At 40.0% G+C, this 18,499-nt stretch carries 19 protein-coding genes; 6 read left to right on the plus strand and 13 right to left on the minus strand.

The window, feature by feature from the left end:
- Positions 1-79: 79 nt before the first annotated feature.
- Both HW120_RS05950 and HW120_RS05955 read left to right on the plus strand, forming a co-directional pair.
- Complete coding sequence (locus HW120_RS05950; RefSeq protein ID WP_177731973.1) at positions 80-1,606, plus strand: GH3 auxin-responsive promoter family protein; 1,527 nt, start codon at positions 80-82, stop codon at positions 1,604-1,606.
- 4 nt (positions 1,607-1,610) lie between these two features.
- Positions 1,611-1,760 carry a hypothetical protein gene (locus HW120_RS05955; RefSeq protein ID WP_177731976.1) on the plus strand — a complete coding sequence of 50 codons (150 nt, stop codon included), beginning with the start codon at positions 1,611-1,613 and terminating at the stop codon, positions 1,758-1,760.
- A gap of 46 nt (positions 1,761-1,806) precedes the next feature.
- Here the strand turns inward: HW120_RS05955 and HW120_RS05960 are convergent, their stop codons facing one another.
- The 4 genes from HW120_RS05960 to HW120_RS05975 all read right to left on the minus strand — a co-directional run bounded on the left by HW120_RS05960 (position 1,807) and on the right by HW120_RS05975 (position 6,184).
- Positions 1,807-2,055, minus strand: a complete 249-nt coding sequence (locus HW120_RS05960; protein WP_177731979.1) for a hypothetical protein — start codon at positions 2,053-2,055, stop codon at positions 1,807-1,809.
- Positions 2,056-2,261: 206 nt separating this feature from the next.
- Positions 2,262-4,403, minus strand: coding sequence for a S46 family peptidase (locus HW120_RS05965; protein ID WP_177731981.1), 2,142 nt, complete (start codon positions 4,401-4,403; stop codon positions 2,262-2,264).
- A 103-nt stretch (positions 4,404-4,506) separates the two neighbouring features.
- Complete coding sequence (locus HW120_RS05970; RefSeq protein WP_246297042.1) at positions 4,507-4,956, minus strand: GNAT family N-acetyltransferase; 450 nt, start codon at positions 4,954-4,956, stop codon at positions 4,507-4,509.
- The gene (locus HW120_RS05975; RefSeq protein ID WP_177731984.1) at positions 4,940-6,184 is read right to left on the minus strand and encodes a 3-deoxy-D-manno-octulosonic acid transferase; all 1,245 of its coding nucleotides are present in this window, start codon (positions 6,182-6,184) and stop codon (positions 4,940-4,942) included. The genes HW120_RS05970 and HW120_RS05975 overlap by 17 nt, the downstream gene beginning before the upstream one ends.
- 177 nt (positions 6,185-6,361) lie before the next feature.
- Between HW120_RS05975 and HW120_RS05980 the strand changes: the two genes are divergently transcribed.
- Together HW120_RS05980 and galE are read left to right on the plus strand one after the other, a co-directional pair.
- A complete protein-coding gene (locus HW120_RS05980; RefSeq protein WP_177731987.1) occupies positions 6,362-7,492 on the plus strand; it encodes a DegT/DnrJ/EryC1/StrS family aminotransferase in 1,131 nt (376 codons plus the stop codon).
- Positions 7,493-7,528: 36 nt separating this feature from the next.
- Entirely contained in the window at positions 7,529-8,548 is a 1,020-nt protein-coding gene (galE, locus tag HW120_RS05985; RefSeq protein ID WP_177731990.1) for a UDP-glucose 4-epimerase GalE, read from the plus strand.
- A gap of 29 nt (positions 8,549-8,577) precedes the next feature.
- Here the strand turns inward: galE and accD are convergent, their stop codons facing one another.
- From accD to tamL, 3 genes are read right to left on the minus strand one after another with little or no spacing between them, the layout of a single operon-like run.
- Positions 8,578-9,432: an acetyl-CoA carboxylase, carboxyltransferase subunit beta gene (accD, locus tag HW120_RS05990; protein WP_177731993.1), complete on the minus strand. Its 855-nt coding sequence runs from the start codon at positions 9,430-9,432 to the stop codon at positions 8,578-8,580.
- Positions 9,433-9,474: 42 nt separating this feature from the next.
- Positions 9,475-10,542 (minus strand): class II fructose-bisphosphate aldolase, encoded by a 1,068-nt coding sequence (fbaA, locus tag HW120_RS05995; RefSeq protein WP_177731995.1) that lies wholly within the window; start codon positions 10,540-10,542, stop codon positions 9,475-9,477.
- 47 nt (positions 10,543-10,589) lie between these two features.
- Positions 10,590-13,148, minus strand: a complete 2,559-nt coding sequence (gene tamL, locus HW120_RS06000) for a translocation and assembly module lipoprotein TamL (protein WP_177731998.1) — start codon at positions 13,146-13,148, stop codon at positions 10,590-10,592.
- Positions 13,149-13,184: 36 nt separating this feature from the next.
- Here tamL and HW120_RS06005 point away from each other — a divergent pair, with 36 nt between their 5' ends.
- Positions 13,185-13,913: a TrmH family RNA methyltransferase gene (locus tag HW120_RS06005; RefSeq protein WP_177732001.1), complete on the plus strand. Its 729-nt coding sequence runs from the start codon at positions 13,185-13,187 to the stop codon at positions 13,911-13,913.
- Positions 13,914-13,916: 3 nt separating this feature from the next.
- On the opposite strand, the gene porT is transcribed toward HW120_RS06005, so the two are convergent.
- Positions 13,917-14,618, minus strand: a complete 702-nt coding sequence (porT, locus tag HW120_RS06010) for a type IX secretion/gliding motility protein PorT/SprT (protein ID WP_177732004.1) — start codon at positions 14,616-14,618, stop codon at positions 13,917-13,919.
- 1 nt (position 14,619) lies between these two features.
- Positions 14,620-15,351 (minus strand): bifunctional demethylmenaquinone methyltransferase/2-methoxy-6-polyprenyl-1,4-benzoquinol methylase UbiE, encoded by a 732-nt coding sequence (ubiE, locus tag HW120_RS06015; protein WP_177732007.1) that lies wholly within the window; start codon positions 15,349-15,351, stop codon positions 14,620-14,622.
- Between the two features lie 184 nt (positions 15,352-15,535).
- On the opposite strand from ubiE, the gene HW120_RS06020 reads away from it, so the two are divergent.
- Positions 15,536-15,850 carry a hypothetical protein gene (locus tag HW120_RS06020; protein ID WP_177732010.1) on the plus strand — a complete coding sequence of 105 codons (315 nt, stop codon included), beginning with the start codon at positions 15,536-15,538 and terminating at the stop codon, positions 15,848-15,850.
- A gap of 82 nt (positions 15,851-15,932) precedes the next feature.
- Here HW120_RS06020 and HW120_RS06025 read toward each other — a convergent pair whose 3' ends face one another.
- Genes HW120_RS06025 through HW120_RS06040 form a run of 4 tightly spaced genes read right to left on the minus strand, consistent with a single transcriptional unit; the run spans position 15,933 to position 18,286 of the window.
- Complete coding sequence (locus HW120_RS06025; protein ID WP_177732013.1) at positions 15,933-16,418, minus strand: dihydrofolate reductase; 486 nt, start codon at positions 16,416-16,418, stop codon at positions 15,933-15,935.
- Positions 16,415-16,756: a 2TM domain-containing protein gene (locus HW120_RS06030; RefSeq protein WP_177732016.1), complete on the minus strand. Its 342-nt coding sequence runs from the start codon at positions 16,754-16,756 to the stop codon at positions 16,415-16,417. The genes HW120_RS06025 and HW120_RS06030 overlap by 4 nt, the downstream gene beginning before the upstream one ends.
- Before the next feature lie 45 nt (positions 16,757-16,801).
- Positions 16,802-17,626 (minus strand): thymidylate synthase, encoded by an 825-nt coding sequence (locus HW120_RS06035; protein ID WP_177732017.1) that lies wholly within the window; start codon positions 17,624-17,626, stop codon positions 16,802-16,804.
- Positions 17,627-17,659: 33 nt separating this feature from the next.
- Positions 17,660-18,286 carry a bifunctional nuclease family protein gene (locus HW120_RS06040; RefSeq protein ID WP_177732020.1) on the minus strand — a complete coding sequence of 209 codons (627 nt, stop codon included), beginning with the start codon at positions 18,284-18,286 and terminating at the stop codon, positions 17,660-17,662.
- Between the last annotated feature and the right edge of the window lie 213 nt (positions 18,287-18,499).

Here is an 18,499-nt window from a genome sequence, read left to right on the forward strand (position 1 = left end):
TTTTTGGTAATGTTGTAAAAGTACAAACTTTGATTTGAATTATCCCAAAAACAAATCTTCTTAACCGGAATCTAGTATTATGGCATTAACAATAATTAACTCAATTGCTTCTTGGATATTAAAAAAGAGAATTCACCAGATGGAATTGTTTCTTAAATACCCGAATGAAGTACAGGAGGAATTGCTTTTTAGTTTGCTGAGAACAGCAGAAAATACAATTATTGGCCAGAAATATGAGTTTGGAACAATTAAGAGTTACAAGACCTTTTCGGAGCGTATTCCGGTATCGACTTATGAAGAGCTCGAACCGCTGATCGAAAGAACCCGGAAAGGGGAGCAGAACGTTTTCTGGAACACGCCTATCAAATGGTTTGCAAAATCCAGTGGTACGACCAATGCTAAAAGCAAATTTATTCCGGTGAGTAACGAAGCGTTGGAAGACTGCCATTATAAAGCCAGTAAGGACTTGCTGTGCCTGTATCTGAATAACAATGAAAACTCACAGCTGTTTACGGGTAAAAGCCTGCGATTGGGCGGCAGTAAGCAGTTGTATGAAGATAACAATACTTTTTTCGGCGATCTTTCGGCGATCCTGATTGATAATATGCCTTTTTGGGCAGAATTCAGCAGTACGCCAAGTAATAAGGTTTCCCTGATGAGTGAATGGGAGTCCAAAATACAGGCGATCATTCACGAAACGGTTCTGGAAAATGTAACCAGTTTTGCCGGTGTTCCGTCATGGATGCTGGTGCTGCTGAACCGCGTATTGGAAGAAACCGGAAAAACCGATCTGTTTGAACTGTGGCCTAATGTTGAGGTTTACTTTCACGGAGGAGTGAGCTTTGAACCGTACCGGGAACAGTACAAGCGGATCCTGCCGAAAGCGGATTTTAAATATTATGAGATCTATAATGCTTCCGAAGGATTTTTTGCCATCCAGGATCTGAACAATTCCGATGATTTACTGCTGATGCTTGATTACGGGATTTTCTATGAATTTATCCCGATGGATACTTTTGGAACCTTACAGCAGCGAACCATCCGGTTATCGGAAGTGCAGCTGAATAAGAACTATGCGGTAGTGATTACGACCAATTCCGGTTTGTGGCGCTATTTAATAGGGGATACGGTTCGTTTTACTTCGCTGAATCCTTATCGTATTAAAGTTACCGGAAGAACCAAGCATCATATCAATGTATTTGGTGAGGAATTGATGGTGGAAAACACAGACAGGGCAATCGCCAGGGCGTGTCATGAAACCGGCTCGGAAGTGATTGATTATACGGTAGCGCCTATTTTTATGAAAGGACGCGAAAAAGGAGCGCATGAATGGATGATCGAGTTCCGGAAAAAACCGGAAAATATTGAGCTGTTTCGTAAAAACCTGGATGAAGCGCTGCAAAGCCTGAATTCCGATTATGAAGCGAAACGGTATAATAATATGACACTGAATCCGTTAGTGTTGAATGTGGCGCGAACGAATCTTTTTTATGATTGGTTGAAAGAGCAGGATAAACTGGGAGGACAGCACAAAATACCAAGGTTGTCCAATAGCCGGGAATATTTAGACAGACTGAAAGCATTGCAATATATCCAAATAGAATGATAATATGAAAAAAGTGATAGGTTTCCTTGTGCTGGGGGCAGTTCTTGCCTCCTGCGGTCCCAAACGGATGGGGTGCGGACCAAGAAGATGTGAAGTAAAAACAATCGGGCATCCATCGGATAAAGTAATACAGAAAGCTACCGAAAGGGCATAAAAAAACCTCGCTATTGCGAGGTTTTAAAATTCTTAGAAAGTTCTAATTATTTTTTTGCAGCGTCAGCAGCAGGAGCAGCAGCGTCAGTAGCTGGAGCAGCAGCAGCGTCAGTAGCTGGAGCAGCTTCAGTAGTAGCAGCAGCAGAATCAACAGTAGTAGCAGCAGCTTCTACAGCCTCTTCAGCAGGAGCAGCAACTTCTTCAGTTACAGGCTCTTCAGTTTTAGTTTCTTTACAAGAAACGAAAGAAACACTCATCATAGCTACTAATGCTAAGCTTAAAACAACTTTTTTCATCTTACTAAATTATAAAGGTTAATTATTAATTCGGAGCAAAGATATAAAATTTTTAATACGTAATAATATTTCGTAAAATATTTTTTCGCTCCGGTTTACTTTTTTTTTGAAAAATCAGATAATTATGGTCAAAAACGCCCGATTTCAAAGGGTTTAAGCGTGTAACTATCTGATTTTTAATGTTTTGTTAAAGTGTTAAAAAACGACTATTTTTTCTTGTTTTGTACCAGTTTCATCTCGTCAACAAGGTGTTTTGCGCCTGCATATTTGTCAATAATGAACAAAACATAGCGGATGTCCACCATAATGTTGCGGCAAATCGCCGGATCGTAGTAAATATCACTCATCGTTCCTTCCCAAACACGGTCGAAATTCAGTCCGATTAAGTTACCTTCCGCATCCAGAGCAGGGCTTCCGGAATTCCCTCCGGTAGTGTGGTTGGTTCCGATAAAGCAAACCGGCATTTTGCCTTTTTCGCCATATTGTCCGTAATCTTTATTGTTGTATAAAGTGATTAGTTTTTCCGGTACGTCAAACTCATAATCACCCGGTACATATTTTTCCATGACACCGTCCAGGAAAGTCATCGGTTCATACACTACCGCATCGCTTGGGTTGTATCCTTTTACTTTACCATAGGTTACACGCAATGTGCTGTTTGCATCCGGGAAAAGACGATCGTTAGGGAATAATTCCAGTATCGCTTTCATATAGGTGCGTTGTAAAGCAATATTTTTCAGATTTAACTCGTCATATTTTGGTGCTACATTTTTGTTGTAGCTGTCTGCCATTGCTTTTACCGTTTGATAGCCTTTGTCCTGATTGATTTTTTCAATAACCGTTTTAGCATCACCGCTTAATAATTCTTTTAAACCGTTATAGCTGGTCAGTTTTGATTTTCCGTACACTTCTGCCGTCAGGTTTTTAGCATCAACCGTGCTGAAAGCTGCCGGTAAAAATTGTTTTGGCGACTTTGTGGAGTATAAGGTAATTAACTGTTCGAAAACTTTTTCATCAACATTAGCATTGAAGTCTTTATACAGATCTTCAAAACCGGCGATAAGATTGTTTTTTCTGTCGTTAAAAGCTTGTTCTCCTTTAGCGGTATACACCTGCTCTAACTGGTACAGACGGTGTCCGAAGCTTAGTAATTCAGTATTTTTTAGCACTACTTCTGTGAAATAATCCCTGCTCAGGGCATACGGAGCAATGTCGGCATAATTCTTTTTAAAGTCAGCCAGTAAGTTTCCGTATTCGGCTTGTTTACCGGATTTGTTCACTTTGTTCTGGAAGTCTTTTTCAAATTTCTGTTTGATGGCAACCGCATTGGATTTTTTTAAACCTTTGGTTTCTCCGATCCATTTTTTCCAGTAGTTGGCAATACTGGCATATTTGGAAGCATACTGGATTTTGATAGCATTGTCTTTACGCATAAATCCGTCCTGTACTTTTAAAGCCGCATCACGAACTTCAATTTTTGCAGGATTCAAGTCGTTTACAATCTGCTCTACAGCATACGATGGCAAATATTCCTGGGTTCTGCCCGGATATCCCATTACCATAGTAAAGTCGTTTTCCTTAACCCCTTTTATAGAAACCGGGAAGAAATGTTTTGGTGTATACGGAACGTTGTCTTTGGAATATTCCGCCGGACGGTTGTTTTTGTCGGCATAGATCCGGAATAAAGAGAAATCTCCGGTGTGGCGCGGCCAAACCCAGTTGTCTGTATCCGAACCGAATTTTCCGATAGATGAAGGCGGTGCGCCAACCAAACGAACGTCTTTATAGGTTTCCGTTACAAAAAGGATGTATTGGTTTCCGTCATAGAAAGTTCTGATCTTGTTTTCCTGCCAGGATTCTTTTGGCAATGTTCTGCTTAGTATACCGATGTTTTCCTGGATTTTCTTTTGTTTGTCCAATTCGTTAGGAAGTGCGGCAACACCTTCTAATACCTTATTGGTTATATCTTCTATTTTTACAATGAAGGTTACCACCAGGTCTTTGTTTGGTAATTCATCTTCCATTTTCATAGCCCAAAAGCCATTTGTAAGATAATCATGGTCGATTGTAGAGTGCGACTGGATTTCGCCATAACCGCAATGGTGGTTGGTTAAAAGTAAACCTTTTGAGGAAATCACTTCGGAAGTACAGCCTCCGTTAAAATGCGGAACCGCATCTTTTAAACTGGATTTGTTTACATCGTAAATATCGGCAGCCGATATTTTCATCCCTAAGTTTTTCATCTCCTTTTCGTTCATTCCTTTTAGTAAGGAGGGAATCCACATTCCGCCTTGCTGGGCGTAAACGGGTAAAACGAACAATACGACAAGTAGTCTTAAAAATTTCATCTGTTTGTTATTTATTTGTTTGTAATGAATCAGCCGGAACGCTGTAATGAGCTCTGGTTAAAAGCACATCATAGGGTTACCGGTATTAATTGATTTTTGGTGTTTATGCTACAATATATTTCATCATTTTACGATGATGTACTGTAAAATTCTGGGCAAGATACAATTTTTGAGCATTTTCGTTATGGTTTTCCACTTCAAGGTAGATTACTTTTAACTTTAATTTAAGAGCTTCTGCTTTTATAAATTCGATTGCCTGTTTCCCGATTCCTTTTCCTCTTGCCTTTTCGGATAGGTATAGTTCATCCAGAAAAGCATACCGGCCTTTGTATTCAAAACTGAATATAAAAGTGATAATGGTATAGCCGATCAGTTCGTTATCGGAATAGATCAGCCAGGCTTTTCCCAGGTTGTCATTACTGATAAACTCTGTAAACAGCGCTTCAGAAGTTGCCGGGTCGATATGGTAATTATCGATGGCATAAAAATCACGCATCAGGGTTACTGCTTCAGGAATGTCTGCTTTGGTTAACGGTTTAAAGATGGTGCTCATGTATAATGTGGTTTAAAATACTATTGGTTGCGTTTTTATTCATCTGTACGAAAGTGCTGCAAATATGCCCTTTTTCATAACGAATGTCTACATTGCGGATCAGGTCGGTGAACGCTTCGTTCAGTTCCTGCTGACCGGAAATGGAAATACAGCCTTCCATGTTCACCAAAGCGGTGGCTTCGGCAAAATGGGAATAGTTGGGGCCAATTACAATGGGTACGCCAAAAGTGGCCGGTTCCAGAATGTTGTGTACTCCGGGATTTCCAAAGCCGCCGCCAACGTAGGCAATGTCGGCATAACTGTAAATCCTGGTCAGTATGCCTATGGTGTCGATAATAAAAACGTCATAACCGGAAAGGTCTTTTCCCTCTTTTTCAGAAAACAGTACCGTTTTTTTGGTAATGCTGTTTTGTAAGGATAATATTTGTTCCGGTTTGATATTGTGTGGTGCGATGATGAATTTTACCGCATCGCTCGTGTTGTTGATATAATTAACCAGCAGGGTTTCGTCTTTTGGCCAGGAACTGCCAATCACAATTGCCGGACTGTCGTTTTTAAAGTTTTCGATAAAATCCAGGGTATTGTCGCGTTCCAGTATTGCAGCTACGCGGTCAAAACGGGTATCGCCGGAAACTTTTACGTTCGAAAAACCAATGCTTTGCAATAGTTGTTTGGATTTTTCATTCTGTACAAAAAAGTAGTTAAAGCTTTTCAGCGCATTTCTGTAAAAAGAGCCGTACCATTTAAAGAACGATTGTTTTTCCCTGAAAATCCCCGATATCAGATAGGTCGGGATATTCTGCTTTTTCAGCTTGTTCAGGTAATTTGGCCAGTATTCGTATTTAATGAAAAAAGCCATATCGGGATGAACGGCTTTCAGGAAAGCTATAGCATTGCTTTTGGTGTCCAGAGGCAGGTAAACCGTGGCATCGGCAGTAGTATTGTTCTTTCGTACTTCGTAGCCGGATGGCGAAAAGAAAGTAACGACAATTTTATGACCGGGGAACTTTTCTTTTATTTTTTCCATTACCGGAAGTCCCTGTTCATATTCTCCCAGTGAAGCGGCATGAAACCAGATCGTTTTGTCAGATGGCTGTATTGCCGTTGCTAATGCCGGGAAAACAATTTTTCGGCCTTCCACAAAAAGTTTGATTTTCGGACTCAGTAAAGCAATGAATTTCAGGAGGAAACCAACGAATCGAACTAATAAATCGTAGAGAAAAAACATAAGCGAAAATTTGTGTCGCTAAATTACGGTTCTTTACGTTAATTTGATTGGTGTAAACTCATTAAATGACTATTTTTGCTTGTTTTAAAAACTTTTTTTCAGATGAAACAGGTCTTGTAATGGCGTTTTTTCATTACAGTCTGAAAGCATGTGACAATAAAAACAATACGTAAACAGATGAAAAAAATACAAATGGTTGACCTGAAAGGTCAATATGAAGCGATAAAAGAAACTGTAAATCAATCCATCCAGGAAGTTCTGGATACCACAACTTTTATAAACGGTCCGCAGGTACACCAATTCCAGAAAGCATTAGAAGATTATTTAGAAGTGAAGCACGTTATTCCATGTGCTAACGGAACCGATGCGTTGCAGATTGCCATGATGGGGCTGGACCTGAAACCGGGTGATGAGGTAATTACCGCCGATTTTACTTTTGCCGCAACCGTGGAAGTGATTGCATTATTGCAGTTAACACCGGTTTTGGTAGATGTGGAAGTGGATACTTTTAATATTTCGGTAGACGCAATTAAAAAAGCGATTACGCCAAAAACAAAAGCGATTGTTCCGGTTCACATGTTCGGACAGGCGGCCAATATGGAAGCAATTATGGCTTTGGCAGAAGAACACAACCTGTATGTAATTGAAGATAATGCACAGGCAATCGGAGCCGATTATAAATATGCCGACGGAACAAAAAAGAAAGTGGGAACAATCGGGCATGTAGCCTCTACTTCTTTCTTCCCGTCAAAAAATTTAGGCTGCTATGGCGATGGCGGTGCTATTTTTACCAATGATGATGAACTGGCTTATAAATTGCGCGGTATTGTAAACCACGGAATGTACGTGCGTTACCATCATGATGTAGTGGGGGTTAACTCCCGCCTGGACAGTGTTCAGGCAGCGGTTTTAAATGCAAAACTGCCCAAACTGGATGCCTATAACGAGGCGCGCCAGCTGGCGGCTAAAAAATATGATGCGGCTTTAGCCAATCATCCGAATATTATTACTCCTTTTGTAAAAGGTGAAGACGGAAGTCATGTATTTCATCAATATACCCTGCGCATCCTTAATACCGACAGAAATGCTTTAATGCAGCATTTACTGGATAAAGGTATTCCTTGTGCCATTTACTACCCGATTCCGTTACACAGCCAGAAAGCTTATACCGATTCCCGTTATAAGGAAGAAGCATTCCCGGTAACCAATGAATTGGTTAATGAAGTAATTTCCTTGCCGATGCATACAGAATTAGACGATGAGCAAATTAAATTCATAACCGACAGTATTCTGGAATTCTTAGGATAGTATTCGTTAAAATCTGGTTTAATACTAAAAAAATAAATGAGAATAGTTGTAACAGGAGGTTTAGGTTTTATAGGTTCACATACCGTAGTAGAATTATACAATCAGGGTTTTGAAGTGGTTATCATCGATAATCTGTCCAATTCGTCAATTGATGTTTTGGAAGGTATTGAAAAGATCACCGGGGAAAAACCGGTATTCGTACAGCTTGATTTGCGCGATAAAACAAGTGTAGCCGGGTTTTTCAAACAGTATACCGATGTTGCCGGAGTGATTCATTTTGCCGCTTCAAAAGCAGTGGGCGAAAGTGTCGAAAATCCGTTACTCTATTATGAAAACAATATTGGCGCGCTGGTTTATTTGCTGCAGGAATTGCAGCAAAAAGATCAGTCGTGTTTTATTTTCAGTTCTTCCTGTACGGTTTACGGACAGGCGGAAAAAATGCCGATTACCGAAAGTGCTTCAGTACAGCCGGCCATGTCGCCTTATGGCAACACCAAACGAATAGGAGAGGAGATCATCCGCGATGTGGCAAAAGTGTCCGGGATAAAGGCTGTTTTGCTGCGATATTTTAATCCTATCGGGGCACATGCCACGGCAGAAATAGGCGAATTGCCGGTTGGTGTTCCTCAAAACCTGGTGCCATTCATTACCCAGACGGCAATAGGTTTGCGAAATGAATTGTCGGTTTACGGCGATGATTATCCAACAGCCGACGGTACCTGTGTTCGCGATTATATCCATGTAGTGGATCTGGCAAAAGCACATGTTGTGGCGATGAAGCGCCTGCTGGAAAATAAAAACCTGGAAAAAGTGGAAACCTTCAATGTGGGAACCGGAACCGGAAGCTCTGTTCTGGAAGTGATCCAGGCTTTTGAAAAAGTAAGCGGAAAACCACTACCCTATAAATTTGTAGGCAGGAGAGAAGGAGATATTGTAGAAGCCTATGCCAATACAGACAGAGCCAATGCGGTTTTAGGCTGGAAAGCCGAAGCAACGCTGGAAGAAGCTCTGGGTTCTGCCTGGAAATGGGAACAGAAAATAAGAAATAAGTCATAAAAAAAGCCCGGTTTAACCGGGCTTTTTTATTATCGTACTGGCTGATCTAAAATCAGATCCAGGTATAGATTAATCTTGTCTTTCAATTCTTTTCTCGGTGTGATGAAATCAAGGAAACCGTGCTCTAAAAGGAATTCAGATGTCTGGAATCCTTCCGGTAAATCTTTCCCGGTAGTATCTTTAACAACACGAGGTCCTGCAAAACCGATCAAAGCGCCCGGCTCGGCAATATTAACATCACCTAACATCGCATAAGAAGCGGTTGTTCCTCCGGTAGTCGGATCGGTACATAAGGAAATGTACGGGATTTTTGCTTCTGCCAATTGCGCTAATTTAGCCGATGTTTTGGCTAACTGCATTAGTGAGTAGGCCGCTTCCATCATACGGGCACCACCGGACTTGGAAATCATTACAAAAGGAACTTTGTGTTTGATAGAATAATCGATCGCACGGGCAATTTTTTCACCTACCACAGCTCCCATAGAACCACCAATAAAGGCGAAATCCATACTGGCAACAACCAGGTCTTTCCCTTTCGATTTTCCAACAGCCGTTCTTACCGCGTCTTTTAACTTGGTTTTTTCGATAGCGTCTTTTAAACGATCACTGTATTTTTTAGTATCCACGAATTTTAATGGATCTTTAGAAGTCATGTTGGCATCCAATTCTTTGAATTCATTATTGTCAAATAAGATTTCAAAATATTCTTTACTGCCAATACGAACATGGTATCCGTCTTCCGGACTTACCCAAAGATTTTTAGCTAATTCTTCTGAATCAATGATTTTTCCGGTTGGAGATTTGTACCAAAGTCCTTTAGGAACGTCTTTTTTATCTTCTGTTGCGGTTTGAATTCCTTTTGCTGTTCTTTTAAACCAAGCCATAGTCTTAAATTTGAATTAATCCCGAATGGTGTTTACTTTAAATTATAAAGTGTTAACGTTATTCAGGTCTTTAAACGCTTGCTCCAAGCGTGTGTTAAACGTAATTTCTCCTTCACGAACCCATTTTCTAGGGTCATAATGTTTTTTGTTAGGAACTTCTTCTCCTTCCGGATTCCCGATTTGAGTTCTTAAATAATCTATTTTTTCAATAACATAATCACGAACACCTTCTGTAAATGCAAACTGCAAATCGGTGTCGATATTCATTTTGATTACTCCATAGGTAATCGCTTCTCTGATTTCTTCTAATGTAGAACCGGAACCGCCGTGGAAAACAAAATCAACCGGATTGTGGCCTGTGTTGAATTTTTGCTGTACATACTCCTGTGAATTTCTCAGGATTTTCGGGGTTAGTTTTACATTTCCGGGTTTGTAAACACCGTGAACGTTTCCAAATGCTGCAGCGATCGTGAAACGAGGGCTGATTTTCATCAGTTCTTCATAAGCAAAAGCTACTTCATCCGGCTGGGTGTATAATTTTGAACTGTCCACATCAGAATTGTCCACACCGTCTTCTTCACCGCCGGTAATACCCAATTCAATTTCCAGTGTCATTCCCATTTTGCTCATACGCTCTAAATAACGTTTAGAGATCTCAATGTTCTCTGCAATCGGCTCTTCGGAAAGATCGATCATGTGAGAGCTGAACAACGGTTTTCCGGTTTGTTTGAAATGCGTTTCACTGGCGTCAAGCAGGCCGTCAATCCATGGCAATAAATTTTTAGCACAATGGTCTGTATGTAAAATTACCGTAGCACCATAAGCTTCTGCCAGCGTGTGAATGTGTTTTGCTCCTGCAATTGCTCCTAATATAGCCGATTTCTGTCCTTCGTTAGAAAGTCCTTTTCCGGCATTAAAGGAAGCGCCTCCATTTGAAAACTGAATGATAACAGGTGCGTTTAATTTGGCAGCAGTTTCCATAACACCGTTGATAGTGCTTGATCCTGTTACGTTTACAGCTGGTAAGGCAAAGCCTTTTTCTTTTGCATAATTAAAAATCTCCTGAACCTGATCGCCTGTCGCTACTCCTGGTTTTATATTATGAGCCATTGTGTTGTTGTTTTAGTTTATTTCGACAAAAATAATAATTTCTAAAATTAGAACGGATAATTAATTCCAATATTTAAGACGGCACGGTTTGGAACGATATCTTTAAACCATCTTTCACTCATTGCTTTGGCCGGATTGTAGGTTTTAAAGCCCACATCCAGACGGATTACAAAGAAGTTCAGGTCGTAACGGAAACCAATTCCGGTTCCTAATGCCATATCTTTTAACGATTTGAAGCCTTCAAATACACTTTCTTCATCGGTTACGTTGTCAAAAACGTTCCAGATATTACCAGCATCGGCAAAAAAGGCACCGTTTAATTTCCCGAAAATATTAAAACGGTATTCGGCACTTAACGCGATTTTAAAGTTAGCCTCATTGAAATCGTTTAATCCGCCGCTGCGCCCCGGGCCTAAGCTGTAGGACTGCCACGCTCTGTTGTCGTTCGAACCTCCGGCAAAATAACTTCGGGAGAACGGGATGGAGTTGGAGTTGCCATACGGAATGGCTAATCCCACAAAACTTCTTGCGGCAAGAACCTGCTTGCTGCCAAAATCCCAGTTTTTGATAAAGTCTAATTCCCCTTTGATGTATTGTGAATATTCTACATTAAAAAATTTCTTTCGGCCGTTAATGTCCGGTTCCTGGTTTTGTATTTTGGAAAACAGGCTTAAAGTATTTCCGGCAGATTCTAATTTCGTTTTAAACGTAAAGAAGTCATTGTCCGTAATGTTTGTTCTGCTCGATTTGGTATAGGTAATGTTGGACGCAAGTATCAGGTTGTTTTCGGTCAGACGCAAACGGCGTTCTTCAATACTGCGCACCACGAAATAATCATTGTCGTTTTGGGTCAATACCGTTTGCCCGTTTAGGACATCATTGATAAAACCGGCAGTTCCGCCTCCGGCTATGGTCAGGTTACCTTCGTTGTCCAGATAGCTGCCATCGTTGTTGTAAACGTGTGCCAGATCGTTCAGTCGGTTATAGGATGAACGGTAAACGCTGAAATAATTCCCCGGGTTTACGTTTCTCACATATTGCAGGTTTACCAGGTCAAAACGGATATTGGTATTTCTTTTCGGATTCCAGGTATAGTTGAATATTCCGGTAAAGTTCTCTTTGTCCAGTCCGATGTTTTGCTGACGCGACATACCAAAACTGATCTGTGTGGTCGGAAGCGTATTTTTCGGGATGATCTTTTCGGTATTTAAAGGGAAAAAGATCCTTGGAAAGGATAGTTTTACATCGGCTCCGTATTCGGAAATATTGAAAAATACATTGTTCGGATTCGCAAGGTCGCGGGAGGAACCAATGTTCCCTCTAAGGGCGATTTCCAGAATTTCGGCACCACGGAAAATGTTACGTATCGATAGGGAAGTACTACCCAGTATACCAAAATCCTGAATGTTGGAATGCATGAAATCAGCAGTAGCATTAAAGTTGAATTTCTTTCTTGGCGACAAAACGATATTCGCAATCAGCGACGTTCCGGTAGTATCGGTTTTGTCTTCTTCATACTCAATGTTCGGATAGTTGAAAACACGCAGATTACTCAGGGAACGGGATGTTAACTGTCTTCTGAAATCGCTGAATTTACTTCCTTTGGTGATGAAAATAGCATCGGTAATTGCTTTCGGGCGGTAATTCAGCTTGTCAGAACTGTATATGTTAAAGTTGTTGTATGTAATACTGTCGGCAACTTTTTCTTTGCTTTTATTGTTGCTGTTCCCGGTAAAGATGTTTACCTGGCTGATGGTGTACAGTTTAAAAGGAACTTTAATTAATGAATCTCCTTTTTTTATCGTCTGGTTGTCAATAAGGAAATCCACATTTGCCTTATGTCCGGTCGCCACGGTATCCACATCATATTCGATGTTGGTTTCCTGGAAATAGTAAGCGCCGTTATTTCTGAAATTGGTGGCAATACGTTTTCGCTCGTCAATAAAATTCTGGGAATTGTATTGTTTTCCTTTAACAATCAGGGACTGATCCTTGATTTTGTGAAACAACGAATCCAAAGCCGGTGTTTTAATAGATGTGGTGATGCTGTCAATAATGTAGGGAGCACCCAGCTTAATGTTGTAGGCTATTTTTCCGCGTTTGTTTTCCAGCGAATCAATCTTATAGCTCACTTTACTGTTAAAATAACCGCTGTTGAAATAGTAGGATAAAAGGCGGTTTCGGGATTTTTGCGATTTTGTTTCGTCAATAATCACCGGCGGTTCTCCTGTTTTTTTAAGGAAGGTGCTGGCACCGGAAACAAAAAAAGACTGTCCTAGTCGCTGCACTTGTTTTTCAGACAATAGATCTTTTAAAAACTGGTGGCGTTTCGGTTTTTTTTGCAGCCATAACTGATAGTCGGCTTCGGGGCTTTTTCGGGCTAAATTGTACATTTGAAGTCGGAGACGGTAACCCAGTATCGAACTGTTGGGTTTCTGGTAAAGCTGATTGAGGATTGCCTCGCTTTTTTCCTTTTTCCCGTCTACATTTACAGTATTCTCAATTAAAAGATACTGACCCTCGGGTACTCTTTTTACAAGAGAACAAGAGTATAAAATTGCACCTAATACAAGAAATAGTGCTATTTTTGATAAATTATTTTTCAAATCGTTTACAATAGTAAGTCAAAAATACATTTTTTTATGGTTAGTAAAAACCAAATCAAACTAATAACGAGTTTACAGCAAAAAAAATATAGGAAACAGCATAAAATGTTCTTTGCCGAAGGTATAAAGGTAATTCAAGAATTGCTGAATTCCAATTTTGAATTGTATCATTTGTTTACGGTTGAAGATCTTTTTCCGGATGTTCCGGAGCGTAAAATCACGTTTATTTCGGAAGCCGAATTAAAAAAAATAAGCGCTTTAACAACACCCAATAGCTGTCTGGCATTATTCCTGATTCCGGATGAAAAACCGGTAGCGGAAGACGGACTGATCATTGCTTTGGATGCCATTCGCGATCCGGGAAACCTGGGTACGATTTTAAGGCTGAGTGATTGGTTTGGCGTTCAGCATGTGGTGTGTTCGAACGAAACCGTTGATATTTATAATCCCAAAGTAGTTCAGGCTACTATGGGGTCTATTACCCGGGTAAATGTGGTGTATACTGATCTGGAAGCTTTTCTGGAAAAAACAAACCTTCCTGTTTTCGGAACCTTTATGGACGGTGCCAATATCTACAAACAAAGCCTTCCCGAAAAAGGAATCGTGGTAATGGGAAATGAGGCCAATGGTATTTCGGCTGCCATTGAAAAATTGGCGGCAAACAGGCTTTCTATTCCGCGTTTTGGCGACCTGCAGCAAACGGAAAGTTTAAATGTTGCCACTGCCACCGCTATTATTTTAAGCGAATTTAAAAGAGGACTTTAAATTTTAATGGAATGTAAAGTTGATGAAGATACCACGTGTTTTCATGGATGCTACATTTCCGGTCCATGGACTGTCCGGATTGTTGTCGCGGATTATCTCGTCATTGATTCCGAATACACCGCGGATGGACGGTGAAAATTTAAAATATTCCAGGTAGAAATCAACACCCAAACCCAGCTCATAGTTAGTGGACCAGCGGGTCATTCTAAAACGATAAGCATAGTTGTCGTCGGTTGCGTCGTGGTTACTGCCCAAATTCAGTGATTTGGAAAGACCGCCCACGACATAAGGACGAACGTTTCCAAAACGCTGTGAAGAGAATTTTAGTAATAACGGGAAATGGATATAGGTTGATTTTACTTCACGCAGCTGCTCAACCGGACGGGTAAGGCTGGGATCGTGGAAGGTTAAATCACGTTGCGTATAATATAATCCCGGTTCGAATCGAAGATCCAGATATTCCATAAGACGTAGGTTTCCAACCAATCCAACGTTAAAACCGGTAGTGCTTTTTACTTCAATATCGGTGCCCGGTTTGATATAGTCAAACTTAAAGTCATAACTGCTGAATCCTAAGAAATAGCCCCAGTGAACCCTTTGTTTGTCAAAGTTTTCCAGGTTGATAACAGGGTTTTTACTAAACATTGACTGCGCAAAGCCGTTTAGTGAAAGGATTAGCATGGAAATTAGGAGTAGTCTCTTCATATTATTTTTTTGACGCTGAGTAAATGGTTGCTGCTCCGAAAGTTTGCGGCGCATGTTTCACATCTATAAACCCAACTTTTCTCAAAATATTGTTTAACGCTTCACCATGAGGGAAAACTGAAGCCGATTCTGAAAGATAAGAATAGGCAACTTTGTCTTTAGAAAAGAGCTTTCCGATTAGGGGAAGTATGTTTTTGGTATAGAAATAATAGCCTTGTTTAAAAGGGAATTTTGTTGGAACGGAAGTTTCCAGTATCACGAAAACACCGTTTGGTTTCAGTACTCTCAGTATCTCGGATAATCCTTTTTCCAGGTTTTCAAAATTACGAACCCCGAAAGCCACGGTAATCGCATCAAAATAATTGTCCTCATAAGGAATGTTTTCCGAATCGCCCAAAACCATTTCGATTCTGTCCGACAGGTTTCTTTCGGCAATTTTTTTCTTCCCGATTTCAAGCATTCCCGAAGAAATATCCAAACCAATAATTTTTGATGCTGAAGTTTTTGTCATCAGTATTGCCAGATCGCCGGTTCCGGTAGCAATATCCAAAACCGCCTGTGGTTTTTTGTCGGAAACAATTTTTAAAACTTTGTTACGCCATTTGATATCAATTCCAAAAGAGATGACACGATTCAAATCGTCATACTTACCGGAAATGGTATCAAACATTTGGGTTACTTGTTCTTTTTTTCCTAATTCGGAATCTTTATAAGGCGTTATGTTTTTTGACATTCTAAAAGAAAATTTGAGACAAAGATAATAGAAAGTAAAGGATATAAAAAGAACTCATTTTGTTATTCCTGAATAATTAGTTAGTTGGGCCTCACTAAATTTAGTGAGATGAAAAATACAAGGATTTAGCGATTGTTTGGTGTTGTATTAATGTGGAATTTTACATCATACAAATTAATGAGCTATGTTATCAAAATTATTTTTATCTGAATTAAAATGGATGCTATTGGTACTGGTTGTTACATTGGTTCTGGTAGAAAGTATCAACAGCGGGGTTTTTAATCCTGCTGAATATGGGGTACCGCAAACGTTCTTTGGGTTAAATTTGTTTTTGGAAATTTTAGTTTTTTTTGTCTTTAGTACTTTTGTGGTATTTGGTATTAAAGGCTTTTTTGAGATGTATTCTCAGCGATTTGCCAATGTTATTATCTTCATTTCCGGAGTATTGTTAACAGTGGCAATTTTTATTTTATGTTATCAGGTACTTTCACTTGAATAAATTCAAAATGAAATTTGATATGCTTATTAGCTTATTTGTAATAAACTATCCCGGTAAGATGTTATCGGGATTTTTTATGCGGTTATTTTTTTAAATACGTCAGGAAGCTAAAATCAAAAGCGTGCTTTTCATCTTTCGAATGGAATTCTTCAAATACTAATTGCCACTCGTTCGGGTCTATTTCCGGGAAAAAAGCATCGGCTTCCGGTGAGGTGAACACTTTGGTCAGTTCAATTTTGTCGGCTATGGCAATGGCCTGTTTGTAAATTTCACCGCCGCCAATTATAAATACATCTTCCTGTTCCGGACAGGCTTCTATCGCCGCATTAAGAGCGTTAACAACAATGCAGCCTTCCGGGGTTTGGTAATCGCTCTGGCGGGATATGATTACATGGGTACGGTTGGGAAGCAGCTTTGGCAGGCTTTCAAACGTTTTGCGTCCCATAATGATATAATGTCCGGTGGTAAGTTGGCGGAAACGTTTAAAATCGTCCGGCAGGTGCCAGATCATCTGATTGTCTTTTCCTAAAGCATTGTTTTCTGCTACAGCAGCGATTAAAGTGATCATTTTGCAGGGGACTCGTTGTTTTTGTTGAGGTCTTTTTCCAGTTGCTCTATTTTGCGTTCCTGTTTGAGCATCAGTTTGTCAATTTGAGCACGTTCCCATTTTTTATTCATAAAACTGTCTGTTATAAAAACACGAATAAAGTGCAATACAAATAAGAAAGCCCAAATGGTAATAACCCACAGGTACCAGTCTATTTCCGGTTTAACATTTAGTAATTTATTGGCTACAATACAGAAGATGCTTCCCAGAAAAAACAGGATAAAATGAAAGTACAAGCGTTTTTTTTGTTTCAAACGCTGTCTGGCATATTCATACAGTTCGTGTTGATTTATTTCCATACTTAAAGTTTTACGGAAATAAAGATAAGTAATTTCTTTTAAAAATTATATAGCAACAGCGCCTTTAATATGTGGATGCGGGTCATAATCTTCCAGCGTGAAATCCTCAAATTTAAAATCGAAGATGTTTTTTATTTCCGGATTCAGAATCATTCTCGGAAGTTTTCGCGGCTCGCGGGTGAGCTGTAATTCCAATTGTTCGAAATGGTTGTTGTAGATATGGACGTCACCGAAAGTATGGATGAATTCTCCGGCTTCCAAATTGCAAACCTGTGCAACCATCATGGTAAACAGCGCATAGGAAGCAATGTTAAACGGTACTCCTAAAAATACATCGGCACTTCTCTGGTATAACTGGCAGGATAACTTTCCGTCGGCAACATAAAATTGGAAAAAGGCATGGCAGGGTGGTAGTGCCGCCTTATTGTTGGCAACATTCTCTGCAAACGATTTTGACGTATCGGGCAATACACTCGGATTCCAGGCCGAAACCAGCATTCTTCTGCTGTTCGGATTGTTTTTCAGGGTGTCGATCAGTTCCGTGATCTGGTCGATTTCCTCGCTGTTCCAGTTGCGCCACTGATGCCCGTATATAGGACCCAGATTGCCGTTTTCGTCTGCCCATTCATCCCATATCTTTACCCCGTTTTCTTTAAGGTAACCAATGTTGGTATCCCCGTTTAAAAACCATAGCAGCTCATGAATGATCGATTTCAGATGCAGTTTTTTAGTCGTTACCATAGGAAAGCCCTCGCTTAAATCGAAGCGCATCTGGTAGCCGAAAACACTCTTGGTTCCGGTTCCGGTTCGGTCTCCTTTTTGATTTCCGTTTTCTAAAACGTGCTTTACTAAATCTAAATACTGTTTCATGGGTGCTGATTGGGTGTGTCGGTAATGGGTTATTTAGGATTCTTTTTTAGAAATCTCATCTCTGATTTTTGCCGCCTTTTCATAGTCTTCATTCTGAACGGCACTTTCCAATAAATCGTATAATTCCGAAAGACTGTACTGAGCGTAGGCTTCTCCGGTTACAGCTTCATCCTCGGTTAATCCGAAAGTTTCCGGACTGCTCAGCGGATCATCGTTTTCGTCTTTTTTTCCTTCTTCAATAGGATTCACTTTTAAATAAATACCGGCTTTGTCCAGTATGTTTTTATAGGTGAATATAGGAGCGTTAAAACGCAATGCCAAAGCAATAGCATCGGAAGTACGGGCGTCGATAATTTCCTCAATACGATCTCTTTCGCAGATAATGCTTGAAAAGAAAACACCGTCAACAAGCTTGTGGATAATGACCTGTTTTACCACGATGTCAAACCGGTCGGCAAAATTTTTAAACAAATCATGGGTAAGCGGTCTGGGTGGTTTGATCTCTTTCTCTAAAGCAATGGCTATGGATTGTGCTTCAAAAGCGCCTATTACTATTGGTAATTTTCGTTCGCCATCAACTTCGTTCAAAATCAGGGCGTAAGCGCCATTTTGCGTTTGACTGTAAGAAATTCCTTTTATCGTTAATTTTACTAAACTCATTTGAGGGTTGCTACATTATTGCTTTAACGAACTGTTTAAAGTCCTTTTTTGTTTTATCTTTCTGCGGGCATATCATTTGCAACCGAAAACGGTGCGGTTATTACCGGAAAAAGGTTTGCAAAGAAAGCCTAAAATTTTCGCTTTTAAAAATAAAAAAAACGGGCTTACTAACAAAGATACTAAATCTTTAAATTAGAAAGCCCGTTTAATATA

The sequence above is a fragment of the Flavobacterium inviolabile genome (assembly GCF_013389455.1).
Taxonomy (GTDB): Bacteria; Bacteroidota; Bacteroidia; order Flavobacteriales; family Flavobacteriaceae; genus Flavobacterium; species Flavobacterium inviolabile.